Origin of the sequence: Streptomyces sp. NPDC099050, from assembly GCF_044759865.1 — a bacterium.
In the GTDB taxonomy this organism is placed as follows: Bacteria; Actinomycetota; Actinomycetes; order Streptomycetales; family Streptomycetaceae; genus Streptomyces.
On the sequence record NZ_JBIWAE010000008.1, the window covers coordinates 134,299 to 160,602 of the forward strand.

The following is a 26,304-nucleotide window of genomic DNA, read 5'->3' on the forward strand; positions in this document are numbered from 1 at the left end:
AGGCTCGGCGTACTCGCTGCGCCGAGTACGAGCCCGTAGGCGGGTCCCTGCCGCGCCACCGGGCCAGTAGGCTCTGCGCTCATGGGAGAGCAGGAAATGCCTACCGGCCCGGTCAAGCGCAGGCTCGGCGTGATGGGCGGGACATTCGACCCGATCCACCACGGACACCTGGTGGCCGCCAGTGAGGTGGCCGCGCTGTTCCACCTCGACGAGGTGATGTTCGTACCGACCGGCGAGCCGTGGCAGAAGTCGCAGCGCGCCGTGTCGTCCGCCGAGGACCGGTATCTGATGACGGTCATCGCGACCGCCTCGAACCCGCAGTTCTCGGTGAGCCGCATCGACATCGACCGCGGCGGCCCGACTTACACGATCGATACCCTGAGGGACCTGAGCGCCCTCAACGACGACGCCGACCTCTTCTTCATCACCGGCGCCGACGCCCTCGCGCAGATCCTGACCTGGCGGAACGCCGAGGAGCTCTTCGCCCTCGCGCACTTCATCGGCGTCACCCGGCCGGGCCACGTGCTCACCGACGACGGCCTGCCCGAGGGAGGCGTCTCCCTCGTGGAGGTGCCGGCGCTGGCCATTTCGTCCACGGACTGCCGTGCACGCGTGGCCAAGGGGGATCCTGTCTGGTACCTCGTGCCCGACGGCGTGGTCCGCTACATCGACAAGCGTGAGCTGTACCGGGGAGCCTGAGCTTCCGGAGAGAGGGGCCCCGCGGTGAACGACCGACACGAGCCGTACGACCCGTATGCCGGCCAGGAGCAGCAGCTCGTCGGCTACGACGTGTACGGGCGGCCGGTGTACGGCCGGGTGCCCGCGCAGCCCGCCCCCGACCCGGCGCCCCCCTATCAGCAGCAATCGCAGCAGCAGCAATCGCAGCAGCAGTACGAGCAGGGCTACGGCTACGACTACCAGGGGTACGGCGGGCAGCAGCCCCAGCAGTACTACCCGCCGCAGCAGTCGCAGCAGTCCCAGCAGTCCCAGCAGCAGTATCCGCAGGCCTCCCAGGCCCCGCAGTACGGGTACGACACCCAGGGTGTCCCGCAGTACGACACCCAGGCCACCCAGCAGTGGATCCCGCAGCAGGCCGCCCCCGAGGCCCCGGCGCAGGCGCCCCTGCGGGCCCCCGTGCCCGAGCCGGAGTTCCGTCCCGCCGCCGCGCAGGTCCCGGAGCCGCGCCGGGCCGGGGGGCCGGGCGCGCAGGAACAGGGGCAGGAGCAGGGGCAGGAGCAGGGGCCCTCGTACCGCACCGAGCAGTTCGCCTTCATCGACCAGGAGGACGAGGAGTCCGAGGACGTCATCGACTGGCTCGCCTTCACGGAGAGCCGGACCGAGCGCCGCGAGGAAGCCCGCCGACGCGGCCGCAACCGGGTGGTGGCGCTGATCGTCGTGCTGGCCCTCTTCGTCGTCGCCGGCCTCGGCTACCTCTGGTACGCGGGCAAGCTGCCGTTCCTGGAGGCCCCCGGCAAGGCGTCGAACGGCGCGACCGCCTCGGGTCCGCAGAAGCGCGACATGATCGTCGTGCACCTGCACAACACCCGGAAGGGCGGCACCTCCACGGCGCTGCTCGTCGACAACGTGACCACCAAGCAGGGCGCCACCGTCCTGGTGCCGAACACCCTGAACGTCTCCAAGGACGACGGCACCACCGCCCAGCTGGGCAAGGCCGTCGCGGACGGGGGCCTGGGCGTACGGGAATCCCTCGACTCGGTCTTCGGCACCCGCATCGGCGGCACCTGGCGCCTGGACACCCCCTTCCTGGAGACCTTCGTCGACCTGGTCAGCGGCATCGAGGTCGACACCGACGTGGCCGTCCCGGCGGACGACGCGGCGAAGGTGCCCGCCGTCGGCAAGGGCCCGAAGCAGAGCCTCAGCGGGGCGATGGCCGTCGCGTACGCCACGTACCGGGCGCCGGGCGAGCCGGAGGCCAAGCAGCTGGACCGGCTCGGCAAGGTCCTGCTGGGCCTGCTGCGCAAGGTGCCGAGCGATCCGAAGGCCGCGGCGATGACGGTGGAGACCACCGGGCAGATCCTGGACCCGGCGCTGAACGCGCAGACGCTGGGCGCCCTGCTCGCCAAGCTCGGCGAGCACGCCAAGGTGGGCGCGTACCGCACCGACCTGCTCGGGGTGAAGCCGGACGGCGGCCTCACGGACGACGCCAACAAGAAGGTCGTCAAGGAGGTCCTCGGCGGCTCCGTCACCGAGGCCCAGCCCGGGGCCCTGCCGCGGGTCGGCCTGAAGGACGCGACCGGCGACGGCAAGACGAACACGGCGGCGAAGGCGGCCCTGCTCAACGGCGGCTACACCCTGGTGGACGGCGGCAAGGCCGACAAGACGGTGCCCGCGTCGCAGATCACGTACCAGGACGACGCGCAGCGGGACAAGGCGATCGAGGTCGCCAAGACGCTGGGACTGCCCGAGACGGCCGTGAAGAAGGCCGAGAACGCGGTGAACGCGGACATCGTGGTGACGCTGGGCAAGGATTACAAACCGTCCTGACCCCTCCCGAGGCCTGCTGCCGCCCACCGCGGCGGGGCCCGTCGGGTACGGCTCCGCCCGCGCGGCACGCTGCGCGCGGGCGGTGTCGGCGGTACATGAGACCCTTGTAAGGATCTGCCCGCCAACCCGAAAGCATGGCCAGTGACCGCCACGGACCGCTCCATCGAGCTCATCACCGCCGCCGCCCAGGCCGCGGCCGACCGGCTCGCGCACGACATCATCGCGTACGACGTCAGCGACGTGCTGTCGATCACCGACGCCTTCCTGCTCGCTTCGGCGCCCAACGACCGCCAGGTCAAGTCGATCGTCGACGAGATCGAGGAGAAGCTCCTGAAGGAGCTGGGCGCCAAGCCGGTGCGCCGCGAAGGCGACCGCGACGCCCGCTGGATCCTGCTCGACTACATCGACATCGTCGTCCACGTGCAGCACAGCGAGGAGCGCGTCTTCTACGCGCTGGAGCGCCTGTGGAAGGACTGCCCCGAGATCGACCTCCCCGAGGACGCCAAGCTCACCAAGGGCAAGGCCGAGGAGCACGCCGCGCTGCGCGCCGCGCAGGGCGACGACGAACTGGACGGTGATCTGTTCTGAGCGCGACCCACGACGGCACGACCGGTGACGGCACGACCGGTGGCGGAACAACCGGTGGCGGAACAACCAGCGGTAACAGCCGTACCAGCCGCAAGATCGTCCTGTGGCGGCACGGCCAGACCTCGTGGAACCTGGAGCGCCGCTTCCAGGGCTCCACGGACATCGAGCTGACCGAGGCCGGTGTGGCGCAGGCGCGCCGTGCCGCCAGGCTGCTCGCTTCGCTGAAGCCCGACGCCATCGTCGCCTCTGACCTGATGCGCGCCGCCGCCACGGCTGCCGAGCTGGCGGCCGTCACGGGTCTGGCGGTGACGCACGACGAGGCGCTGCGCGAGACGTACGCCGGCGAATGGCAGGGCCTCACGCACGACGAGATCCTGGACAAGTACGGCGACCAGTACGCGGCGTGGAAGCGCGGCGAGGCGGTCCGCCGTGGTGGCGGCGAGCTGGAGACCGAGGTCGCCGACCGGGCCGCGCCGGTGGTGCTGGCGCACGCCGACCGACTGCCCCCGGGCGGCACGCTCGTGGTGGTCAGCCACGGCGGCACCATCCGTACGACGATCGGCCGCCTGCTGGGCCTGGACTCGTACTACTGGGAGGGCCTGGGCGGGCTCTCCAACTGCTGCTGGTCCGTGCTGGGCGAGGGCGCGCGCGGCTGGCGGCTGATGGAACACAACGCCGGCACGCTGCCCGAACCGGTGCTCGGCGACGACGACTGAGCCCGCCCCCGGAGCGGCTCCCACCCGGATTTCACTTTCCGGCTGGTCACAGGCTAGAGTTCTTCTTGTTCGCAGCGCAGAACACCGGAAACGGGGGGAGCGCGGCGGAGAGCGGGGCTATAGCTCAGTTGGTAGAGCGCCTGCATGGCATGCAGGAGGTCTGGAGTTCAATTCTCCATAGCTCCACAATGAAGATCCCGTCCCCAACAGGGGGCGGGATCTTTGCTTTTGTCCACAGCTGCCCGAGCGGGCACCGGCATGGCAGAATCGGACGGCCGGAGGGGGACGACGACGGCCCGACGCGGGAGGGAGTCGCTGACGGATGGGTGCACACCGGCGGCGGTGCGACTGGTGCAACAACGGAACGCCGATCGTGCGGGACATGGAGCCGGTCAACCCCGACTACCAGTACTGGTGCGAGGAATGCGCGCGGGCGCTGATCATAAAAGGCGACCCGATCGAGACGTACCGCGAGCTGGAGGGTGAGCCGATCTACGGGCGACTGCTCGACGAGCACTGCACGCTGAAGCGGTTCTACCAGTTCGCCCGTGCGTGACGCGGGGACCTGCGACGCGTCGGTAGCCGGGAGTCGGGCCATGTGACGAACTGCCACGAAGCGGACATGGCCCGGGGCTCGCGGAAACCGATTTTTGGAGCAGGGCCATCACCGTGTAATGTTTGGGATGTCGCCAAGGGGAACCGGAAACGGGCCACGAAGCGGCAGGCAAGACAAGGGGCTATAGCTCAGTTGGTAGAGCGCCTGCATGGCATGCAGGAGGTCTGGAGTTCAATTCTCCATAGCTCCACAGTGAAGAAGCGGGCCACCGGAAACGGTGGCCCGCTTCTCGTCGTGCGTCCACCGGCCGGAAGGGCCGAGCACCGCTGGGGGCCACTGCGGTACCCTGACGCCATGCGTGCCGTACGCCTTCTGCTTACCGAGCCGCGCTGAACAGTTCCGACCCCACGAAGCGGTCGGCCCCGGCGCGGCGCCCCCTCCTGTGCGAGGGGTTTTTTCGTTTGGGCAGCAGAGACGGCAGAGACGATCGATGGAGCTTCAGGAATCATGAGCGAGACGAACACCCCGGCCCCCGAGGCGGCCGAGGCGCACCGTTACACGGCTGCCATGGCCGCCGACATCGAGGCACGCTGGCAGGACGTATGGGACGCGCAGGGTACGTACGAGGCCCCGAACCCGACCGGTGACCTGGCCGGTACCGAGTCTCAGGCCGCGGCCGTGGTGGCGCGCCCCAAGAAGTTCATCATGGACATGTTCCCGTACCCCTCGGGCGCGGGCCTGCACGTCGGCCACCCGCTCGGGTACATCGCCACCGACGTCTTCGCCCGTCACCAGCGGATGACCGGCCACAACGTCCTGCACACCCTGGGCTTCGACGCCTTCGGCCTGCCGGCCGAGCAGTACGCCGTGCAGACCGGTACGCACCCGCGCGTGTCGACCGAGGCGAACATCGAGAACATGAAGGTCCAGCTGCGCCGGCTGGGCCTGGGCCACGACAAGCGCCGGTCCTTCGCGACGATCGACCCGGACTACTACAAGTGGACCCAGTGGATCTTCCTGCAGATCTACAACTCCTGGTACGACGCGGACGCCGCGAAGGCCCGGCCCATCGCCGAGCTGGTGGCCTCCTTCGAGGACGGCTCCCGCGAGCTGCCCGGCGGAGCCTCCTGGGCCGCGCTGAGCGCGGGCGAGCGCGCCGACGTACTGAACGGGTACCGGCTGGCGTACGCCTCGGACGCGCCGGTCAACTGGTGCCCCGGGCTGGGCACCGTACTGGCCAACGAGGAAGTCACCGCCGACGGCCGGTCCGAGCGCGGCAACTTCCCCGTCTTCAAGTCCAAGCTGAGCCAGTGGAACATGCGGATCACGGCCTACGCCGACCGCCTGATCGACGACCTGGACGCGCTGGACTGGCCCGAGGCCATCAAGCTGCAGCAGCGCAACTGGATCGGCCGCAGCGAGGGCGCGCGCGTGGACTTCGCCGTCGGGGACGGTGACGCCATCACCGTGTTCACCACCCGCCCCGACACGCTGTTCGGCGCCACCTACATGGTGCTGGCCCCCGAGCACGAACTGGTCGGGAAGATCGTCCCGGCCGAATGGCCCGAGGGCACCCACCAGCTGTGGACCGGCGGCAACGCGACCCCGGCCGAGGCCGTGGACTCGTACCGCAAGCAGGCCGCCGCGAAGTCGGACGTCGAGCGGCAGGCCGAGGCCAAGGACAAGACCGGTGTCTTCACCGGCGCGTACGCGACCAACCCGGTCAGCGGCGACCTGGTCCCGGTCTTCATCGCGGACTACGTGCTGATGGGCTACGGCACCGGCGCGATCATGGCCGTCCCGGCGCACGACAGCCGTGACTTCGAGTTCGCGCGCGCCTTCGAGCTGCCGATGCGCTGCGTCGTCCAGCCCACGGACGACCGCGACGCCGACCCGCTGGAGTGGGAGGACGCGTTCTCCTCGTACGACGGCACGATCGTCAACTCCACGGGCGAGGGCATCACGCTGGACGGCCTGGGCGTGGTCGAGGCCAAGGCCGCGATCACCGACTGGCTGACCGGGCGCGGCATCGGCGAGGGGACCGTCAACTTCCGGCTGCGCGACTGGCTGTTCAGCCGCCAGCGCTACTGGGGCGAGCCCTTCCCGATCGTCTACGACGAGGACGGCGTCGCCTACCCGCTGCCCGAGTCGATGCTGCCGCTGGAGCTGCCGGAGGTCGAGGACTACTCTCCGCGCACCTTCGAGCCCGACGACGCGGCCTCCCAGCCGGAGACCCCGCTGTCGCGCAACCAGCAGTGGGTCAACGTCGAGCTGGACCTGGGCGACGGGCGCGGGGTGCGCGCGTTCCGGCGCGAGACCAACACCATGCCGAACTGGGCCGGCTCCTGCTGGTACGAGCTGCGCTACCTGGACCCGAACAACTCCGAGGCGCTGGTCGACCCGGCGATCGAGCAGTACTGGATGGGCCCGCGCGAGGGCCAGCCGCACGGCGGCGTCGACCTGTACGTGGGCGGCGCCGAGCACGCGGTGCTGCACCTGCTGTACGCGCGCTTCTGGTCCAAGGTGCTGTTCGACCTGGGGCACGTCTCCTCGGTGGAGCCGTTCCACAAGCTGTTCAACCAGGGCATGATCCAGGCGTACGCGTACACCGACTCGCGCGGTGTGTACGTCCCGGCGGCCGAGGTCGAGGAGCGGGACGGCGGCTACTTCTACCAGGGCGAGCCGGTCAAGCGTGAGCACGGCAAGATGGGCAAGTCCCTGAAGAACGCCGTCACGCCCGACGAGATCTGCGAGGAGTACGGCGCGGACACCCTGCGCCTGTACGAGATGGCGATGGGCCCGCTGGACGTCTCGCGTCCCTGGGACACCCGTGCCGTCGTCGGCCAGTACCGGCTGCTGCAGCGCCTGTGGCGCAACGTGGTGGACGAGGAGACGGGCGCGGTGACGGTCGTCGACGCGGAGCCGGACGAGGCCACCCTGCGCGCGCTGCACAAGGCGATCGACGGGGTCGGCGGCGATATGACGGGACTGCGGTTCAACACCGCCATCGCGAAGATCACCGAGCTGAACAACACCCTGACGAAGGCGGGCCGGCCGCTGGAGCGCTCGGTCGCGGAGCGGCTGGTGCTGCTGGTGGCCCCGCTGGCGCCGCACATCGCCGAGGAGCTGTGGCAGCGCCTGGGCCACGGCGAGTCGGTCGTCCACCAGGACTTCCCGGTCGCGGACCCGGCGTACGTCGTGGACGAGAGCGTCACCTGCGTCGTCCAGATCAAGGGCAAGGTCAAGGCCCGCCTGGAGGTGTCTCCGGCGATCTCCGACGCCGAGCTGGAGCAGCTGGCGCTGGGCGACGAGGCGGTCGTGGCGGCGCTGGGCGGGGCGGAGATCCGCAAGGTGATCGTGCGCGCGCCGAAGCTGGTGAACATCGTCGTCTGACGCGAAGGTCTGATGTTTCCGTCTGACGGGTAGGTCCGACGCTTCCGTCTGACGCGTCTAGGGGTATTCCCGTACGGGCAGGTTGGGGGTTCGATTGGAACCCGCGGCCTGCCCGTGGCGTTTACGGTGGAAGGGACGTAAACGGCTGGGGAAGGGACCCTCATGGAGGCTTTTATCATCGTGGCCCTAGTGCTGCTGTTCGCCTTCCTGGGGCTCGGCGCCTACGTGACGACGAAGGTGGTCAAGGCCGCCGCGCGCGGGGTGGACCGGACCATCAGCCAGGCCCGCCGCACGGTGGAGGACACCACCTTGAAGGCCCGCAGTTTCGGCCAGATCGGTGTCCCCGGCGCGCTGGCCACGTTGCGGCTGGACCTGCGGAACTCGATGCGGGCGACGCAGCAGGCGCTGTACCAGGGGGTCCAGACGGACGCCTCGCTCAAGGAGTCGATCGGGCTGTTCGAGCGGCTGAGCGCGCACGGGCACGAACTCGACGACGAACTGAAGCGCCTTGAGGCGGAGCCCGACCGGCAGCGGATCGCGGCGGTCCTGCCGGACCTGCGGGAGCGCACGGCGCAGATCACGCAGGCATCGGACTCGCTGCGCTGGGCGGCGCGCGACCGCGCGCGGCGCTTCGCGGAGGACGACCTCTCGTACCTGTCGGACCAGATCGACATCGAGTCGGGCGCTCTGAGGGACTGGTCCCGCGCCCCGTCCGACGCCTTCCCCCACTCGACTCCCGCGCCTGGCACTGCTCCTACTCCTACTTCTACTTCTGCTCCGACGACTCCGACATGGAACACCCCCGAGCCCGCGGCCCTCACGGAGCCCACCCCGACCTCCCAGTACCCCTGGCAGAAGACCCGCCGCCCGGAGGCGACGACCTGAGCGGGGTCCGGGGCGGACTCCCAGGTGGCCGGGCGCAGCCCGGTACCCCGCTCCAGCCGGTCCGGCGTTCGAGGACCGGGTCCGGGCAGCGCCCGGGGAACGGTGGGAGGGCGGGTAGGGACCCAGCCCCGAAGGGCCGGACCCCGCCGCCAAAGCCCGGGGGCGGCCCGCCCCGGACCCACCGCCCCGGGCCCAGGTGGGCCCACCACCCCAGGCCCACCCGGACCCACCCGAAGCCGCCGCCGGAGGCCCGCCGGTGGACCCGGGCTGCCGGAACACCTCCACTGCCGGTAACCTCCGCCTCATGTCCCGCCATGTCGCGATCGTCACGGATTCCACGGCCTACCTGCCCCAACCGGCCATGGCGCGGCACGGAATCATCTCCGTCCCGCTGACCGTGGTCCTCGGCGACGAGGCCCTGGAAGAGGGCACCGAGATCTCGGCCAGGAGCCTCGCTCTGGCCCTGCAGAAGCGCCGCTCGGTCACCACGTCCCGCCCCAGCCCCGAGGACTTCGTCCGGGCCTATCGGGCCGCCGTGGAGGCCGGCGCGACGGCCATCGTCAGCCTGCACCTGTCGGCGGAGTTCTCCGGCACCTACGACGCCGCCGTTCTCGCCGCGAAGACCGCCCCGGTGCCCGTCCGCGTCGTCGACACCGGCATGGTCGCCATGGCCCTGGGTTTCTGTGCCCTGGCCGCGGCGGAGGTGTCCGAAGCAGGGGGTTCCCTCGACGAAGCCGTCGCCGCCGCCGAGAAGCGGGCCGCCGGCATGTCCGCGTACTTCTACGTCGACACCCTCGACTACCTCCGCCGCGGCGGCCGCATCGGGGCCGCGCAGGCCCTCCTCGGTTCGGCGCTCGCGGTCAAACCGCTGCTGACGCTGGACGGCGGGCGGATCGAGATGCTGGAGAAGGTGCGTACGGCCTCGAAGGCCATAGCCCGCCTGGAGGAGCTGGCCGTCGAGCGCGCCGGCTCCGGTCCCGTCGACGTGGCCGTGCACCATCTCGCGGCCCCGGAACGCGCGGAGAAACTGGCGCAGAGGCTTCGTGAGCGCATCCCCGGGCTGGTCGAGCTGCACGTCAGCGAGGTCGGTGCGGTGATCGGGGCACATACCGGACCGGGGCTGCTGGCGGCGGTCGTCTCCCCGCGCTGATCACCGGATCGAGTGGCGGAGATATCCACAACCAGGCCTCCATCCACCGGAATTGAAGCTTCCGAACGCGTGTCGGCGATGGGTCCTACCGTCGTGGCATGACTCTTCGTACGCGCACGTCAGGTCCCGTCGGCGCCACCAGTGGCCCCGGCCGTCCCCGTCTCTCCGACAGCCGTCTGCGGCACCGCCGCGGACAGCGACCCGGCCGACCCGATCCCGCGGTGGTGCGCCGCCGGGCCGAGGCACTGCTCGGAGCGGGTCGCCCTCCGGGCGCTCCGCCGCCGGCCGGGGAGGCGCCGGCCGGGGAGGCACCGGCCGGGGAGGCGCCGGCCCAGGCGGCGCCGCAGGTCCGCCGATCCGTCGGGGTGGTGGCCGGGCCGGAGGCTCCGACCCGTCCGGATCCGCTGGTCAGGTCCTATCCGGTGGTCCGGCCCGAGGCGCCTGCCCCGGGTGAGGCGGAGGTCGCGCCCGAAGGGCGGGAGGCGCCCGGCCGGGCTTTACGGGGGCTCGCGCTGCGGGAGCGGCTGCCCTTGTGGCTCCAAACCCGCTGCGGGGTGGAGCCGCGCACGGTGGCGGCCGTCTCGGTGGTGCTCATCGTGGCCGTCGGGTTCGCCGTGCAGCAGTACGGGGCGGCCCGGCCACGGCCGGTGACCGCACCCGCCGTGGTGGCACCCGCGGCTGCCGCCCTTCCGGCCCCGACCACTGCGCGGGCGGGCCCCGGGGCCGGTCCCATCCTGGTGGACGTCAGCGGAAAGGTCCGTGACCCCGGGGTGCGCAAGCTGCCGCCGGGTTCGCGCGTGGAGGACGCCTTGGCCGCCGCCGGGGGAGTGCGGCCCGGGACGGACACCACCGGCCTGAACCGGGCCCGGGTCCTGATGGACGGCGAACAGGTTCTGGTGGGAGCTCCGGCCCCACCGCCGCCGACGGGCCGGGGAGGCCCCGCCTCCGGACCGCTGAGCCTCGGCACGGCCACGGCCGAGCAACTGGACGGCCTGCCGGGGGTGGGCCCGGTCCTCGCGCAGCACATCGTGGACTTCCGCACGGTGCGCGGGGGGTTCCGCTCCGTGGAGGACCTCCGCCAGGTCAACGGGATCGGTGAGCGCCGATTCGCCGACCTGCGCGAGCTGGTGCGTCCGTGAGCCGGCGCGGCGGGCCGGCGCGGGGTCCGGGCGGGCGGGGGCCTGTGGCGCCGGGTCCGGCCGGGGTAGGTGAGGGGGGTTCGGAGGGGCGGGAGCAGGGGGCGGGGAACGCGGGGGCGGGGGACGCGGGGCCGGTGGATGTGCGGTTGGTGGGGCCGGCTGTGGCCGTGTGGGGGGCGGCCGCCGTGGGCCTCGGGATGCCCGTCGGACGGAGCGCCGTCATGGCGGGGCTGGGGGTGGGTGCGGCCGGGCTGCTGATACTGGCGGGCCGGAGGCGCTCCGCACCGTTCCGGACGGCCCTGGCCGCGGTCCTGCTGTGCGCGGCCGCCGGAGCCGGGGTGGCGGGGCTCCAGCGGGCCGAGGCGCGGGCCGGGCCGGTCCCGGAGCTGGCCCGGGAGCATGCGCGGGTGCTGGCTGATCTCACCGTGGGCTCCGATCCGCGGACGGCCCGGACCGGGAGCGGTCCACCGGTGGTGCTGCTCGACGCCGTGGTGACCCGGGTGACCGGGCCCGATGGTGCCCGGACCCGGCTCTCGACCCCGGTGCGGGTGCTGGCGGTGCATCCGGGGTGGGCCCGGCTGCAGCCCTCGACACGGGTCGCGGTCGTGGCCCGGCTGGCTCCGGCGCGGGACGGGGAGCGGGCCGTCGCCCTGCTCCGTCCGGCCGGGGACGCCCCGCCCCGGGTGACCGGCGGGCCGGACGCCGTGCAGCGGATCGCCGGGCGGCTGCGGGCCGGGCTGCGCGAGGTCACCGACGGGCTGGCCCCGGACGCCAGGGCCCTGCTGCCCGGGCTGGTGGTCGGGGACACCTCCCGGGTGGAGCCCGATCTGCACGACGCGTTCCGCGCCACCGATCTGCTGCACCTGCTGGCCGTCTCCGGCTCCAACCTGACCGTGGTGCTCTTCCTGCTCATCGGAGCCCCGGCCCGCGCGCAGCAGGCCGAGCGCGGCGGGCTCGCCCCGCGCCTGGGGCTCTCGCTGCGGGCGACGGCCCTGTGCGGGGTGGCGCTGACCCTGGCCTTCGTGGTGGTGTGCCGGCCGGAGCCCAGCGTGCTGCGGGCGGCGGCCTGCGGCTCGGTCACCCTGCTGGCCATCGCCACCGGGCGGCGCAGGTCCCTGATCCCGGCGCTGGCCGCCGCCGTCCTGCTCCTGGTGCTCTACGACCCCTGGCTGTCCCGGAGCTACGGCTTCCTCCTCTCCGTCCTGGCCACCGGGGCCCTGCTGACGCTGGCTCCCCGGTGGAGCGAGGCCCTGCGGCGGCGCGGGATGCGGCCCCGCCCGGCCGAGGCGCTGGCGGCCGCGGCGGCGGCCCAGGCGGTGTGCGCGCCGGTCGTGGCGGTGCTGTCGGCCCGGGTGAGCCTGGTGGCGGTCCCCTGCAACCTGCTGGCGGAGCTGGCGGCGGGACCCGCGACGATCCTGGGCTTCGCCGCGCTGGCCGCGGCCCCGGTGTGCCGGCCCGTGGCCGAGGTGCTCGCCTGGTGCGCGGGCGTGCCCGCCGGGTGGATCGCCGCCGTGGCCCGGGGCGGGGCGGCGCTGCCCGGGGCGGAGCTGGGCTGGCCCGGCGGGGTGGGCGGAGGGCTGCTGCTCGCCGCGGCCACCTTCGCGGCAGTGGTGCTCGGCAGGCGGGTCCGCCGTGGACGATGGCTCGCCTCCGCCCTGGCCGTGCTGCTGATCCTCGCCGTACTCAGGCCGCCACTGGTCATTCGTACGGTCAAGGGCTGGCCACCGCCCGACTGGATCTACACCCAGTGCGCGGTGGGCCAGGGGGACGCCGCCGTACTCGCGGTCGGCCCGGGTACGGCCGTGGTGGTGGACGCGGGCCCCGAGCCGGGACCGGTGGACGCGTGTCTGAGGGAGCTGGGCGTGAGCCGGGTGCCGCTGATCCTGCTGACGCACTTTCACGCCGACCACGTGGGCGGGTTGGCGGGGGTGTTCAAGGGCCGCTCGGTGGGTGTGGTGCAAGTCACCGGACTGGAAGAACCGCCCGGGCAGGCCGCGTTCGTACGGCGGACGGCGGCCGCAGCGGGGGTCCCCCTCGTCCGCGCCGTGGAGGGGGAGCGGCGCCGGGCCGGGCCGCTGGAGTGGCAGGTGCTGTGGCCGGCCGGAGACGCCTTCCCCGAGGGTCCCAATGACGCGAGCGTGGCCCTGCTGGTGCGCGGCGCGGGCCTGACCATCCTCCTGCTGGGCGACCTCGAACCGGCCTCCCAGCAGGCCTTGCTGAGGAACCATCCGGAACTGGGGCCCGTCGACGTCCTGAAGGTCTCCCACCACGGCAGCGCCCATCAGGATCCCGGACTGCACGAGCGGATCCGGCCGCGCCTCGCGATCGTCCCGGTGGGCGCCGGGAACAGGTACGGGCATCCCGCGGCGGGTACGCTCGCCCGGCTGCGGGAGCTGGGCGCGGCCGTGCTGCGCACGGACGAGGACGGTTCGGTCGCCGTCACCGGCAGCGGCCCGCGACTGCGGGCGTTCCCGGCCATTCGCCGACGGTGCCGTCCCGGGCATACCAGGAGTGACCGCTGCGTTTGCCCGCAACCCGACAGCATGATCGAATGCGTTTTCGCCAGAGCGGTCCAAGCCCACACAGCACGGGGGTGCATAAACCATGTTCAGTCGCAGACGGGGGATGGAGACGGCGGGAAGCGCCAGTCCCCAGACATCCGCGACATTGACGCTTCCTCACACCGCGCGGCTGCTCAGCTGCCGGGTGCTCGACACGGTCCACCAGCCCGTCCGGCAGGCCAAGGTCGAGGTGACCGACCCGATCGGCCGGCGGATCGTCAGCGGGGAGACCGACCCGTACGGCGGTTTCACGGCGGCCGTGCCGGCGGGCGAGTACCGGCTGGCCGTCACGGCCGAGGGGTACGCGCCCTTCCACGGGGCGACGCTGGTGGGGGACCCGGCGCAGCCCGGCACCGGGGAGATCGTCCTGGACCCGGTGGACCCGCCGCTGCTGCCGCAGCCCGGCCACTGGGAGCTCGATCCGGGGCATTCCTCGATCGGGTTCTCGGCCCGGCACATCGGCTTGGCCCGGATCAACGGCCGGTTCAACACCTTCGCCGGCGCGGTACGGATAGCCGACCGCATGGAGGACTCCTCCATGCGCGTGATCATCGACGCGGCGAGCATCGACACGGGGCTGCGGATGCGGGACGACCACCTGCGCTCCGCGGACTTCCTGGACGCGGCCCGCCACCCGACGGTGGAGTTCTACAGCGAGCGGTTCATCCACCGCAGCGGCAGCCGCTGGTCCGTGGCGGGCGCCCTCACCCTCCACGGGGTCAGCCGGTCCGTCACCCTGGACACCCAGTACCTGGGGCTGGGCACCGGCCTGGAGGGCGAGCCGAGGGCGGTCTGCCGGGCGACGGCCGAACTCAACCGCGAGGACTTCACGCTGAACTGGCAGTCGGTGCTGGCACACGGGATCGCGGCGATCGGTGCGAACGTGGAAGTGACCCTGGACGTACAGATCGTCCACAAGGCCTGACCGGGCGGGGTCCGCCGGCCGCACGCGGGGGCCGGCGCCCGCTGTGCCGCGGTGGTCCGCACATCCGCCGGATGCGCGGACCACCGCGGCGGGGAACACCAGGTGCCGAGGGGGCGCGGTCAGCTGCCGGGTGGTGTCGTGTCCGCCGCGTTGGAGGGTGTGGGCACGACTCCGTTCAGCGGGGCCATCACCCAGTGCTCGTTCTCCCAGGTCACCGTCTCGGTCACCCGGACGGGCGCCCGGTCCGTACCGGCCGTGCCGCTGAGCGTGACCCTCCACACGCCGCTGAACTCCGACGCGCGGCTCCAGCTGACGTCCCAGCCCTTCCCGCCGTAGGCGGCGATCCGGGCCTTCGCGTCCTGAGCGCCCGCCGGATGGGCATCGAGCAGCCGGGCCAGGCCGTCCTGGTCGGAGTCGTTGAGCACGCGCACGTACTCCCGGAGGAAACGGTCCTGATCCGCGAGGCCGGCTCCGTCGCCGGCCCGGTCACGGCCGCCGCATCCGGAGAGCAGCGCGGCACAGAGCACGCTCACCACAAGGACGAGGACGCGCACGGCTCCGTCACGTGCGGAACGCGTAGGAGATCGCGTTGGGGTGGGACGCCACAATGCTCGCCACCGACTTCCGGTAGGTGTTGGTGGAATGGTAGGCGAGGTGCCGCACGCCGCTGCTGCTCGTAGGCGCCGTAGTCGTAGCCGGGGGCAGCAGCGCGAGGGCATTGCCTGGCCGACGGTTACGGGGCTTCGAGCCAGCCGTCGTATTCGGCGGCGAGTTCGTCCAGGTCCGTGGCGGCCAGCCGTTCGCGCGGGTCCTCGACGACCACCAGCCACTGGGCGTCCTCGGCGTCGTCCTCGCCGGCGAGGGCGTCGCGGACCAGCTGCGGTTCCTCCGGGAGGCCGAAACGGTCTGCCACCTCCCGCGCCACCTCCTCGGCGGCGTCGCGGTCGGGCAGGACCAGTACATGTCGCACGTTCACCCGGACATTCTCGGCCATGGCGGAGGGGGTGGTGGCAGGGGGCCCGGAAGGTCGGGCCGCGAGGGTCTGTCAGTGCGGCGTGGGATGCTGGGGGCGATGGCCACCAGGAAGAATTCCACCGACGATCCGCTCGCCCCGATCACCCTCGCGGTGGGGCAGGAGGACCTGCTGCTCGACCGCGCCGTGCGGGAGGTCGTGACGGCGGCGCGAGCCGCCGATGCCGACACGGACGTGCGTGACCTCGCCTCCGAACAGCTCCAGCCCGGCACCCTGGCCGAGTTGACCAGCCCCTCGCTCTTCTCGGAGCGCAAGGTGCTCGTCGTACGCAATGCGCAGGACCTCTCGGCCGACACGGTCAAGGAGGTCAAGGCGTACCTCGCAGCGCCGTTCGAGGAGATCGCCCTCGTCCTGCTGCACGCGGGCGGCGTCAAGGGCAAGGGCCTGCTGGACGCGGCGCGGAAGGCGGGTGCCCGCGAGATCGCCTGCCCGAAGATGACGAAGCCGGCGGACCGGCTGGCCTTCGTGCGGGGGGAGTTCCGGACGCTGGGGCGTTCGGCCACGCCCGAGGCCTGCCAGACGCTGGTCGACGCCATCGGCAGCGACCTGCGGGAGCTGGCGAGCGCGGCGGCGCAGTTGTGCGCGGACGTCGAGGGAACGATCGACGAGGCCGTGGTCGGCCGCTACTACACCGGGCGGGCCGAGGCTTCGAGCTTCACCGTCGCCGACCGGGCGGTGGAGGGGCGCGCCGCGGAGGCCCTGGAGGCCCTGCGCTGGTCCCTGTCCACGGGTGTGGCTCCGGTCCTGATCACCAGCGCGCTGGCCCAGGCGGTGCGGGCGATCGGGAAGCTGGCCTCGGCCCCGCGGGGGGCCCGTCCCGGGGACCTCGCGCGGGACCTCGGCATGCCGCCGTGGAAGATCGACCGGGTGCGGCAGCAGATGCGGGGATGGTCTGCGGATGGTGTCGCGGACGCGCTGCGTGCGGTGGCTGACGCGGATGCGGGGGTCAAGGGCGGGGGTGACGACCCGGAGTACGCGTTGGAGAAGGCGGTCGTCGCGGTCGCCCGGGCGGCGCGGGCCCGGCGGGGCTAGGCCCCGGCCTGGCCCCGGAGCGGGACGCTGGGCCTGTGGGCCTGTGGGCCCGTCAGCCCGTAAGGCCCTGCGCCCGTGAGTCCCTGCGCCGGTGAGCCTATGAGGCCCTGCATCCGTGTTGGGTGGGGTTGTCGGGGCCGGGCCTGGTTGGGGCCCCGGGGTGGGGGTCAGTGGGCCATGGCTTGGGTGGAGTTGGGGTCGGGGTGGCCCTTGGGGAGGAGCAAGGGGATGGCCAGGGCCAGGGCCGTGGCCGGGTAGGCCAGGGTGGTGAAGTCGGCCGAGGCGAGGGCGGCGATGGCGATGGCCGCGCCCAGTTCGTGCGAGGTGCCGACCAGGCCGGAGGCCAGGCCCGTGTGGGCGGGGGCCACTTCGGACAGGGCCGAGGTCGTGGCGCACACGAAGGCCGCACCGAGTCCGAGGGCCAGCAGCGCGAAGCCGGGGACCAGGCCCGACCAGAGGCCGCCCAGGGAGGTGAGGGCCGCGCCCGCGGCGGCCACGGTGAACGCCGCCGCGCCGACCGGGCGCCAGCCGAAGCGGGGGAGCAGCCGGGAGCCCAGGTGCGCGCCCGCGGTGGCTGCCACCGCCGCCGGGAGGAAGGCCAGCCCGGTGATCAGGGGGCTGCGCCCGAGGGACTGCTGGATGTGCAGGGAACTCAGGTAGAACCCGGTCACGAGCAGGCCCGCCGCCCCCAGCATCACCGTGCTGCCGCCCAGGAGGGAGCGCCGGCCCGGCATGGCGGGGGGCATCAGGGGGTTGGCGGAGCGGCGCTGCGTCGCGATCAGGAGGGCCAGTACGGCCAGGGCGGCGAGGGTGGGGAGCCAGGAGCGTTCGGTCAGGCCGTAGACGAGTGCGCCCGCGGCCAGGGTCGGCAGGAGGATCGCCGGCACGTTCAGCGGAGCGCTTGCGCGGGCGGGGTCCGCCGTGGCGGACGTGGCGGGGAGCGGGCGGCCGAGCAGGAGCGGTACTCCGAGGAGGGCGACCGCGCCGACGGGCAGGTTGAGGTAGAAGATCCAGCGCCACCCGGGCCCGTCGGTGAGGATCCCGCCGAGCAGGACCCCGAGGGCCGCGCCGGTGCCGCCGATCGCCGCCCATGCGCCGAGGGCGCGGTGCCGGGCCGGGCCCTGGAACAGGGTCGTGACCAGGGACAGGGCGGCCGGCGAGAGCAGCGCCGCGCCGACGCCCTGTGCGGAGCGGGCCGCGATCAGAGTGGCGGCGTCCCCCGCGAGCCCGGAGGCCGCGGAGGCGGCGGTGAAGAGGGCCAGCCCGGTCAGGAAGGTCCGCACCGCACCGAACCGGTCCGCGAGCCGGCCACCGGCCAGCAGGAGGGCGCCGAAGAACAGGGTGTACGCCGTGACGATCCAGGTCAGGCCGGTGCCGGTGAGGGAGAGGTCGGCGCCGATGGCGGGGAGGGCGACGTTCACGACGGTGACGTCGGCGATGAGCATGAACTGGGCCAGGCAGAGGAGGGCGAGGAGGGGGCGGCGGCGCGGGTGGGGCGGTGGGCCGTGGCTCGGGTGGGGGGTCGGGTGCGGGCTCGGGTGGGTGCTCGGGTGGGGGTGTGCGTGCTCGTCGTGGTTCCGGTCGTGCGCGTGCGGGGCGTGCGGGGGCATGGCGAAGTCGCTCCTAAACTTAACATGGGTGTTAGGGATTGAGTATGCAGGCCCGCCCGGGGAATGTGAACAGTGGTGTTAAGTTTGTTGGCATGGTCTCCGACGCACCCCGCCCCCGCCGCGCAGACGCCGAGCGCAACACCGCCGCGATCGTCGACGCGGGCCTCGACTGTTTCCTCGCAGACCCGCAGGCGAGCATGGCCGCGATCGCTCGCGCCGCCGGCGTCAGCCGCGTCACGCTCTACTCGCACTTCCCGACCCGGGAAGCCCTCCTCGACGCCGCCCTGGACCGGGCCGTCGGTGAGGCCGCGGCCACACTGGAGGCGCTCGGGGGTGAGGATGCGGCGGCCGGGGGAGGCGCCGCCGGGGAGGGTGGGGTGGAGGAGGCCCTCGGGGTGCTCATTCGCAGTTCGTGGCGGGTCCTCGACCGGCACTCCGCGGTGTTCGCGGCCGTCTCGGCGGCGCTGCCGCCCGAGCGGTTGCGCGAGCGCCACGACCGGATCCTCGCCCCCGTCCGCCGGCTGATCGGCCGGGGCCGGGAGAGCGGTGAGCTGCGCGCGGACCTGTCCGCGGACTGGCTGGTCACGGTCGTCTACAGCCTGGTCCACGCGGCCGCCGCCGAGGTCCAGGCCGGACGGATGACCCCTGCCGAGGCGCCGGAGATCCTCACGGCCACCGTCCTGGCCGCGGTCTCGGCCCACCCCGCCGCGCCCTCGGGCCCCCGGGGTCGGAGTGAGGGGCCCGTGGCGACGTAGCGGCCGAGCGCCCCCGGCTCTCCGTAGCCGGGGAGCCGGGGGGTCGGGGAGCCGGGAAGCTGCGAAGTTGGGAGGTCGGGAGGGCGGGAGGTCGGGAGACCTGCGCGGGGCCCGAGGATTCCGAGGGCCCAGGCCCCTGGCCGAGCCCTCTGGAGCCCTCGGGCGGCCCGGCTCTGGCGGGCCGGGGCTCCGTGCGGCGCGGGGCTCGCCGTGGGCCGGGGCTTCGTGCGGCGCGGGGTTTGGCGTGGGCCGGGGCTTCGTGCGGCGCGGGGCTCGCCGTGGGCCGGGGCTTCGTACGGCGCGGGGCTCGCCGTGGGCCGGGGCTTTGTGCGGGGCGGGGGCCGGTGTGGGTCGGGGCTTCGTGTGGGCCTGCGTTGCGGGGGGCCCAGCGGTCCGGGCGGGCCCCCCGGGTATGCCGAAGGCCCCGGTCGCTGCCCTGGGGAAGGGAGGCGATCGGGGCCTTCGGTTACTTCTGGGGTTGCGCCGCACCCGCGTGGCGAACGCTTCGTGTGCGGCGCGGAGTGCCGGTCGGGAGCGGGAGAGAGGGCCCGCTGGTTCCCGGCCCGGCGATCACATCAGGAGCTCAGCCCTGGAGGGAGGCAACCTTGATCGCCAGCGCCGACTTCTTGTTGGCGGCGGCGTTCTTGTGGATGACGCCCTTCGAGACGGCCTTGTCGAGCGCGCGGGAAGCGGCGCGGGAAGCCACGGTGGCCTTCTCGACGTCACCGGCGACGACGGCCTCACGGGCCTTGCGGATGGCGGTCTTGAGCGAGGACTTGACGGCCTTGTTGCGAAGGCGAGCCTTCTCGTTCGTCTTGTTGCGCTTGACCTGGGACTTGATGTTCGCCACGAAAGAGCCTTTGCAGGTTCAGAGATTTGATCTTCGGATTGCGTCCCGTAGAGCTAGAGGGCACACGAGACACAGCTGCTCAGGCTACCAGCTGCCGTTCGACCGGCCCAAACCGAGCGCACTCTCCGGTTCATGGGACCATGGGAGTCTGCGTATAGATCCGAAAGAGATGGCCTAGACCCGACCAGATCTGGTTTCGCGCAGACCGACGCCCACACTTCGTTCCGACTGCGACCCGAGAATCAGGACACTGCGTGCCCGCGATCCCCAGCCACGTGCCCGAGCCGAGCCGTACCGACCCGGCGCTGATCCGCAACTTCTGCATCATCGCGCACATCGACCACGGCAAGTCGACCCTTGCCGACCGGATGCTCCAGCTCACCGGTGTGGTGGACTCGCGGCAGATGCGCGCCCAGTACCTCGACCGCATGGACATCGAGCGTGAGCGCGGCATCACGATCAAGTCCCAGGCGGTCCGGCTGCCCTGGGCGCCGAACACGGGCGAGGACCAGGGCAAGACCCACATCCTCAACATGATCGACACCCCCGGGCACGTCGACTTCACCTACGAGGTCTCGCGCTCCCTGGCGGCGTGCGAGGGCACGGTCCTCCTGGTGGACGCGGCCCAGGGCATCGAGGCGCAGACCCTGGCCAACCTGTACCTGGCCATGGAGAAGGACCTGGCGATCGTCCCGGTCCTGAACAAGATCGACCTGCCGGCCGCCCAGCCGGAGAAGTTCGCCGAGGAGCTCGCGAACCTCGTCGGCTGCCAGCCGGAGGACGTCCTGCGCGTCTCCGCGAAGACCGGTCTCGGCGTGGACGTGCTGCTCGACAAGATCGTCGCCACGGTCCCGGCCCCGGTCGGCCCCAAGGACGCCCCGGCCCGCGCGATGATCTTCGACTCCGTGTACGACTCGTACCGCGGTGTCGTGACGTACGTGCGTGTGGTCGACGGCCAGCTCAACAAGCGCGAGCGCATCCGGATGATGTCGACCGGCGCCACGCACGAGCTGCTGGAGATCGGCGTCTCCTCCCCGGAGATGACCCCGGCCGACGGCATCGGCGTCGGCGAGGTGGGCTACATCATCACCGGCGTGAAGGACGTCCGTCAGTCCAAGGTCGGTGACACCATCACCAGCCTGCACAACGGCGCGACCGAGGCCCTCGGCGGCTACAAGGACCCGCGCCCGATGGTCTTCTCGGGCCTGTACCCGCTCGACGGCTCGGACTACCCCGACCTGCGCGAGGCCCTGGACAAGCTCCAGCTCAACGACGCCGCGCTGGTCTACGAGCCGGAGACCTCGGCGGCGCTGGGCTTCGGCTTCCGCGTCGGCTTCCTCGGCCTGCTCCACCTGGACGTGGTGCGCGAGCGCCTGGAGCGCGAGTTCGGCCTCGACCTGATCGCCACCGCGCCGAACGTGGTCTACCGCGTCGTCATGGAAGACGGCAAGGAAGTCTCCGTCACCAACCCGAGCGAGTTCCCCGAGGGCAAGATCTCGGACGTGTTCGAGCCGGTCGTACGGGCCACCCTGCTCGCGCCCTCCGAGTTCATCGGCGCGATCATGGAGCTCTGCCAGCAGCGCCGCGGCACCCTCCTCGGGATGGACTACCTCTCCGAGGACCGGGTCGAGATCCGTTACACGCTGCCGCTCGCGGAGATCGTCTTCGACTTCTTCGACCAGCTGAAGTCCAAGACGCGCGGCTACGCCTCCCTCGACTACGAGCCCACCGGCGAGCAGTCCGGCAGCCTGGTCAAGGTCGACATCCTGCTGCACGGCGACAAGGTCGACGCCTTCTCCGCCGTCTGCCACAAGGACGCCGCCTACGCCTACGGCGTGCGCCTGGTCGCCAAGCTGCGCGAGCTCATCCCGCGGCAGGCCTTCGAGATCCCGATCCAGGCGGCCGTCGGCTCCCGCGTCATCGCACGCGAGACCATCCGCGCCATCCGCAAGGACGTCCTCGCCAAGTGCTACGGCGGTGACATCTCCCGTAAGCGGAAGCTGCTGGAGAAGCAGAAGGAAGGCAAGAAGCGCATGAAGATGGTCGGCTCCGTGGAGGTCCCCCAGGAGGCCTTCATCGCCGTCCTCTCCAGCGACGAGTCCGGCGGCAAGAAGAAGTAGCCGCGGCGACGGTCTTCGGATTCGAAGCGGATACGAAGCGGATACGAAGCGGATGCGAAGCAGGCCCCCGTGCTCCGGCGCGGGGGCCTGCTCCGTATCCGGCCGCGGAGCGGAACGCGGGGTCGCGGGGTCGCGGGGGCCCGCTTCGTTATGAATCGGCGGCCCAGGGGCCCTTACGCGCCAGGCGGAGGGCCCCTAGTCTGATCACTGCTCGTTGGTTACTCGCCAGTTACAAGCCCTGTACATGCCCTGCCGCGTGGTCCGGAGGATGTCCGTGAGCGACACACAGACCTTGATCGAGAACCGCCCGCCCACCGTGGCGACCCTCTTCCTGGAGCGTGTCGCCGCCACGCCGAACGGCGAGGCCTACCGCTACCCGGTCCCCGCCGCGGACGGCAAGGGCGGCCCGGACGACTGGAAGTCCCTCAGCTGGGGACAGGCCGCCGACCGGGTTTTCGCCATCGCGGCCGGACTCGTGGAGCTCGGGATCCAGCCGGAGCAGCGCGTCGCGCTGGCGTCCAACACCCGGGTCGAGTGGATCCTCGCGGACCTCGGCGTGATGTGCGCCGGCGGCGCCGTGACCACCATCTACCCGACCACGAACGCGGAGGAGTCGGCGTACATCCTCTCCGACTCCGAGAGCCGGATCCTGATCGCCGAGGACGGCGCGCAGCTGGCCAAGGCCCGTGAGCGCCGCGCCGACCTGCCCGAGCTGGCCCACGTCGTGGTCGTGGAGGCCGCCGACGCCGTCGCGGCCGACGGGGACCCCGAGGGCTGGGTGCTCTCGCTGGCCGACCTGGAGGCGCGCGGCCGCGAGTACCTGGCCAAGCACCCCGAGGTGGTCAAGGAGCGGATCGCGGCCATCACCGCCGACCAGCTCGCCACCCTCATCTACACCTCGGGCACCACCGGCCGCCCCAAGGGCGTGCGGCTGCCGCACGACAACTGGTCGTACATGGCCAAGGCCACCGTGGCCACCGGTCTGATCACCAAGGACGACGTCCAGTACCTCTGGCTGCCGCTCGCGCACGTCTTCGGCAAGGTGCTGACCTCCGGCCAGATCGAGGTCGGCCACGTGACCGCCGTCGACGGCCGCATCGACAAGATCATCGAGAACCTGCCGATCGTCCAGCCGACCTACATGGCGGCCGTCCCGCGCATCTTCGAGAAGGTGTACAACGGGGTCGCGGCCAAGGCCCGGGCCGGCGGCGGGGCCAAGTACAAGATCTTCCAGTGGTCCGTCGGCGTGGCCCGCGAGTACGCCAAGGTCACCCAGGACAACTTCCGCCGCACCGGCCGGGCGAGCGCCCCCCTGGGCCTCGCCGCCAAGCACAAGGTCGCCGACAAGCTCGTCTTCTCCAAGCTCCGCGAGGCCTTCGGCGGCAACCTGCGCGCCGCCGTCTCCGGCGCCTCCGCCCTCGCCCCCGACATCGGCTACTTCTTCTCCGGCGCGGGCATCCACATCCTGGAGGGCTACGGGCTCACCGAGTCCAGCGCCGCCTCCTTCGTCAACCCGGGCGAGGCCTACCGCACCGGCACCGTCGGCAAGCCGCTCCCCGGCACCGAGGTCCGCATCGCCGACGACGGCGAAGTGCTGCTGCGCGGCCCCGGCATCATGCAGGGCTACCACGGGCAGCCCGAGAAGACCGCCGAGGTGCTGGAAGCCGACGGCTGGCTGCACACGGGCGACATCGGCGAGCTCTCCGCGGACGGCTACCTGCGCATCACCGACCGCAAGAAGGACCTGATCAAGACATCGGGCGGCAAGTACGTCGCCCCGGCGGAGATCGAGGGACAGTTCAAGGCGCTCTGCCCCTACGTCTCCAGCATCGTCGTCCACGGCGCCGACCGGAACTTCTGCTCCGCCCTCATCGCCCTCGACGAGCCCTCGATCCTGGTCTGGGCCGCCGAGAGCGGCCTGGAGGGCAAGACGTACTCCCAGGTCCTGGCCGCGCCCGAGACGAACCGGCTCATCGAGACCTACGTCCAGACCCTCAACGAGGGCCTCCAGCGCTGGCAGACGGTCAAGAAGTTCCGCCTCCTGCCGCGCGACCTGGACGTGGAGCACGGGGACCTCACCCCGAGCCTCAAGCTGAAGCGGCCGGTCGTCGAGCGCGAGTTCAAGCACCTCATCGAGGAGATGTACGAGGGGTCCCGGGAGGCGTAGCGCCGGGCGCGGTCCGGAGTGCGGTCCGGGTCGCGGTCCGGGGCCGCGGTTCGGGCACGGTCCGGGCCGCGGTTCGGGGCACGCCGAGAGACCGTAAACGACCTTGGGGCAGTGCGGGACAATGGGCGCATGCCTTCCGCACTGCCCGACGGTGAACCCATGCCCGAAGACGGCTCCCTGCCGCTCCACGCCTTGGCGGGCGCGGGCGAGCGGCCGCTCGGGTTCTACCTGCACGTCCCGTACTGCGCCACGCGCTGCGGGTACTGCGACTTCAACACCTACACGGCCACCGAGCTGCGGGGCACCGGCGGTGTGCTCGCCTCCCGGGAGAACTACGCCGACACCCTGATCGACGAGGTCAGGCTGGCGCGGAAGGTGCTCGGGGACGACCCCCGGGCCGTCCGGACCGTGTTCGTGGGCGGCGGCACGCCCACGCTGCTGCCCGCCGGCGACCTCGTACGGATGCTCGCGGCGATCCGCGAGGAATTCGGGCTGGCCGAGGACGCAGAGGTCACCACCGAGGCCAATCCGGAGTCGGTGAACCCGGAGTACCTGGCCGAGTTGCGCGCGGGCGGCTTCAACCGGATCTCCTTCGGCATGCAGAGCGCGAAGCAGCACGTCCTGAAGGTGCTGGACCGTACGCACACCCCCGGCCGGCCCGAGGCCTGCGTCGCGGAGGCGCGGGCGGCGGGCTTCGAGCACGTGAACCTGGACCTGATCTACGGGACGCCGGGGGAGTCGGACGAGGACTGGCGGGCGTCGCTGTCGGCGGCCCTGGGGGCCGGGCCCGATCACATCAGCGCCTATGCGCTGATCGTGGAGGAGGGCACCCAGCTGGCGCGGCGGATTCGCCGTGGCGAGGTCCCGATGACGGACGACGACGTCCACGCGGACCGGTACCTGATCCTCGACGCGGTGATGGCCGAGGCGGGGTACTCCTGGTACGAGGTCTCGAACTGGGCCACCTCCGAGGCCGGGCGGTGCCTGCACAACGAGCTGTACTGGCGCGGGGCCGACTGGTGGGGGGCCGGACCCGGAGCGCACTCGCACGTGGGCGGGGTGCGGTGGTGGAACGTGAAGCACCCGGGCGCGTATGCGGCGGCGCTGGCGGAGGGGCGGTCGCCCGGGGCCGGGCGGGAGCTCCTCTCGGAGGAGGACCGGCGGGTGGAGCGGATCCTGCTGGAGCTGCGGCTCGTGGACGGGGTGCCGCTGTCGCTGCTCGCGCCGGCGGGTCTCACCGCCTCGCGGCGCGCCCTGGCCGACGGTCTCCTCGAAGCGGGCCCGTACGCGGCCGGGCGGGCCGTTCTGACGCTGCGTGGACGCCTTCTGGCCGACGCGGTGGTCCGCGACCTGGTCGACTAGCCCCGTCCGGGGTGGGGGAGCCCTGCGGGGCCTTCCCCGACCCGCCCTTCCACCGTTCCCCGGGCTCCACCCGGACCCCCCTTGCCGCGTGCGGCGCCGTTGCCGGGGGCCAGCCCCCGGACCCCCGCGCCTCAAACGCCGGCGGGGCTGGAGGGTGCCGTCACGTGGTCGATCAAGTGCTCCACCGCGCCCAGCAGGGTCGGCTCCAGGTCCTTGTACGAGGTCACGCGCGACAGGATGTGCTGCCAGGTGGCCCCGGTGTTCTCCGGCCAGCCCAGGGCGCGGCAGATGCCCGTCTTCCAGTCCTGGCCGGGCGGGATGACCGGCCAGGCGCGGATGCCGAGGGCGGAGGGCTTCACCGCCTGCCAGACGTCCACGTACGGGTGGCCCACGATCAGGACGTGCGGGGAGGTCACCGCGGCGGCGATGCGGGACTCCTTGGAGCCCGGGACCAGGTGGTCGACCAGGATGCCCAGCCGGGCGTCGGCCGCGGGGGCGAAGTCGGCCACGACGGAGGGGAGGTCGTCGATGCCCTCCAGGTACTCCACCACGACGCCCTCGATCCGCAGGTCGTCGCCCCAGACCCGTTCGACGAGTTCGGCGTCGTGGCGGCCCTCCACGTAGATCCGGCCCGCCCGGGCCACCCGCGCCCGGGCTCCGGGCACGGCGAGGGAGCCCGAGGCGGTACGGGCCGGGGCGGCCGGCCCCCGGGCCGGGCGGGTCAGGGTCACCACGGCGCCGTCCAGGAGGAAGCCGCGGGGCTCGAGGGGGAACGCGCGGCGCTTGCCGAAGCGGTCCTCCAGGGTCACCGTGCCCGCCTCGCAGGCCACCACCGCGCCGCAGAAGTCCGTACCCGCCACTTCGACCACCAGGTCCGGATCGGCCGGCACCTCGGGGACGGGCTTGGGGCGCTTCCACTGCGGGGTTAGGTCGGGGGAGTACTCGCGCATCCGGCCG

20 protein-coding genes, 2 tRNA genes and 1 pseudogene are annotated in these 26,304 nt (G+C 72.4%); 18 read left to right on the top strand and 5 right to left on the bottom strand.

Annotation, left to right across the window (positions count from 1 at the left end; translation table 11 throughout):
• The first annotated feature begins 81 nt into the window (after positions 1–81).
• The 13 genes and pseudogenes from nadD to ACIQV3_RS16050 all read left to right on the top strand — a co-directional run bounded on the left by nadD (position 82) and on the right by ACIQV3_RS16050 (position 14,418).
• Positions 82–699 (top strand): nicotinate-nucleotide adenylyltransferase, encoded by a 618-nt coding sequence (gene nadD / locus ACIQV3_RS15990; protein ID WP_243334788.1) that lies wholly within the window; start codon positions 82–84, stop codon positions 697–699.
• A 24-nt stretch (positions 700–723) separates the two neighbouring features.
• Positions 724–2,505 carry a LytR C-terminal domain-containing protein gene (locus ACIQV3_RS15995; RefSeq protein WP_403712992.1) on the top strand — a complete coding sequence of 594 codons (1,782 nt, stop codon included), beginning with the start codon at positions 724–726 and terminating at the stop codon, positions 2,503–2,505.
• A 141-nt stretch (positions 2,506–2,646) separates the two neighbouring features.
• Positions 2,647–3,093, top strand: coding sequence for a ribosome silencing factor (gene rsfS, locus ACIQV3_RS16000; RefSeq protein ID WP_250739445.1), 447 nt, complete (start codon positions 2,647–2,649; stop codon positions 3,091–3,093).
• 95 nt (positions 3,094–3,188) lie between these two features.
• Positions 3,189–3,809, top strand: coding sequence for a histidine phosphatase family protein (locus ACIQV3_RS16005; protein WP_403713155.1), 621 nt, complete (start codon positions 3,189–3,191; stop codon positions 3,807–3,809).
• 113 nt (positions 3,810–3,922) lie between these two features.
• Positions 3,923–3,995 (top strand) — tRNA-Ala (locus ACIQV3_RS16010).
• Between the two features lie 136 nt (positions 3,996–4,131).
• On the top strand, positions 4,132–4,365 hold the full coding sequence (locus ACIQV3_RS16015) for a hypothetical protein (RefSeq protein ID WP_007264019.1): 234 nt from the start codon (positions 4,132–4,134) through the stop codon (positions 4,363–4,365).
• A gap of 177 nt (positions 4,366–4,542) precedes the next feature.
• Positions 4,543–4,615 (top strand) — tRNA-Ala (locus ACIQV3_RS16020).
• A 257-nt stretch (positions 4,616–4,872) separates the two neighbouring features.
• Positions 4,873–7,758, top strand: coding sequence for a leucine--tRNA ligase (gene leuS, locus ACIQV3_RS16025; protein WP_403712993.1), 2,886 nt, complete (start codon positions 4,873–4,875; stop codon positions 7,756–7,758).
• 162 nt (positions 7,759–7,920) lie between these two features.
• Positions 7,921–8,643 (top strand): hypothetical protein, encoded by a 723-nt coding sequence (locus ACIQV3_RS16030; protein ID WP_403712994.1) that lies wholly within the window; start codon positions 7,921–7,923, stop codon positions 8,641–8,643.
• A 304-nt stretch (positions 8,644–8,947) separates the two neighbouring features.
• Positions 8,948–9,793 carry a DegV family protein gene (locus ACIQV3_RS16035; RefSeq protein ID WP_403712995.1) on the top strand — a complete coding sequence of 282 codons (846 nt, stop codon included), beginning with the start codon at positions 8,948–8,950 and terminating at the stop codon, positions 9,791–9,793.
• Positions 9,794–9,891: 98 nt separating this feature from the next.
• The gene (locus ACIQV3_RS16040) at positions 9,892–10,932 is read left to right on the top strand and encodes a helix-hairpin-helix domain-containing protein (RefSeq protein ID WP_403712997.1); all 1,041 of its coding nucleotides are present in this window, start codon (positions 9,892–9,894) and stop codon (positions 10,930–10,932) included.
• 197 nt (positions 10,933–11,129) lie between these two features.
• A pseudogene (locus tag ACIQV3_RS16045) lies at positions 11,130–13,400 on the top strand (ComEC/Rec2 family competence protein); the annotation flags it as partial.
• A gap of 136 nt (positions 13,401–13,536) precedes the next feature.
• Positions 13,537–14,418, top strand: a complete 882-nt coding sequence (locus ACIQV3_RS16050) for a YceI family protein (RefSeq protein WP_403712998.1) — start codon at positions 13,537–13,539, stop codon at positions 14,416–14,418.
• Positions 14,419–14,537: 119 nt separating this feature from the next.
• On the opposite strand, the gene ACIQV3_RS16055 is transcribed toward ACIQV3_RS16050, so the two are convergent.
• Together ACIQV3_RS16055 and ACIQV3_RS16060 are read right to left on the bottom strand one after the other, a co-directional pair.
• A complete protein-coding gene (locus ACIQV3_RS16055; RefSeq protein WP_403712999.1) occupies positions 14,538–14,972 on the bottom strand; it encodes a hypothetical protein in 435 nt (144 codons plus the stop codon).
• Positions 14,973–15,151: 179 nt separating this feature from the next.
• Positions 15,152–15,412, bottom strand: coding sequence for a hypothetical protein (locus tag ACIQV3_RS16060; RefSeq protein ID WP_403713000.1), 261 nt, complete (start codon positions 15,410–15,412; stop codon positions 15,152–15,154).
• A 78-nt stretch (positions 15,413–15,490) separates the two neighbouring features.
• Here ACIQV3_RS16060 and holA point away from each other — a divergent pair, with 78 nt between their 5' ends.
• Complete coding sequence (gene holA, locus ACIQV3_RS16065) at positions 15,491–16,483, top strand: DNA polymerase III subunit delta (protein WP_403713001.1); 993 nt, start codon at positions 15,491–15,493, stop codon at positions 16,481–16,483.
• Between the two features lie 167 nt (positions 16,484–16,650).
• Here holA and ACIQV3_RS16070 read toward each other — a convergent pair whose 3' ends face one another.
• Positions 16,651–18,093 (bottom strand): MFS transporter, encoded by a 1,443-nt coding sequence (locus ACIQV3_RS16070; RefSeq protein WP_403713002.1) that lies wholly within the window; start codon positions 18,091–18,093, stop codon positions 16,651–16,653.
• Positions 18,094–18,185: 92 nt separating this feature from the next.
• Between ACIQV3_RS16070 and ACIQV3_RS16075 the strand changes: the two genes are divergently transcribed.
• Positions 18,186–18,848, top strand: a complete 663-nt coding sequence (locus tag ACIQV3_RS16075) for a TetR/AcrR family transcriptional regulator (protein WP_403713003.1) — start codon at positions 18,186–18,188, stop codon at positions 18,846–18,848.
• 583 nt (positions 18,849–19,431) lie between these two features.
• On the opposite strand, the gene rpsT is transcribed toward ACIQV3_RS16075, so the two are convergent.
• Positions 19,432–19,698 carry a 30S ribosomal protein S20 gene (gene rpsT, locus ACIQV3_RS16080; protein WP_243334768.1) on the bottom strand — a complete coding sequence of 89 codons (267 nt, stop codon included), beginning with the start codon at positions 19,696–19,698 and terminating at the stop codon, positions 19,432–19,434.
• A 254-nt stretch (positions 19,699–19,952) separates the two neighbouring features.
• Between rpsT and lepA the strand changes: the two genes are divergently transcribed.
• From lepA to hemW, 3 genes are all read left to right on the top strand, one after another.
• The gene (gene lepA, locus ACIQV3_RS16085) at positions 19,953–21,818 is read left to right on the top strand and encodes a translation elongation factor 4 (RefSeq protein WP_327252708.1); all 1,866 of its coding nucleotides are present in this window, start codon (positions 19,953–19,955) and stop codon (positions 21,816–21,818) included.
• Between the two features lie 274 nt (positions 21,819–22,092).
• The gene (locus ACIQV3_RS16090) at positions 22,093–23,985 is read left to right on the top strand and encodes an AMP-dependent synthetase/ligase (protein WP_403713004.1); all 1,893 of its coding nucleotides are present in this window, start codon (positions 22,093–22,095) and stop codon (positions 23,983–23,985) included.
• A gap of 129 nt (positions 23,986–24,114) precedes the next feature.
• Entirely contained in the window at positions 24,115–25,347 is a 1,233-nt protein-coding gene (gene hemW, locus ACIQV3_RS16095) for a radical SAM family heme chaperone HemW (RefSeq protein ID WP_403713005.1), read from the top strand.
• A gap of 131 nt (positions 25,348–25,478) precedes the next feature.
• On the opposite strand, the gene ACIQV3_RS16100 is transcribed toward hemW, so the two are convergent.
• A complete protein-coding gene (locus tag ACIQV3_RS16100; RefSeq protein ID WP_403713006.1) occupies positions 25,479–26,297 on the bottom strand; it encodes a DUF3097 domain-containing protein in 819 nt (272 codons plus the stop codon).
• Positions 26,298–26,304: the final 7 nt, after the last annotated feature.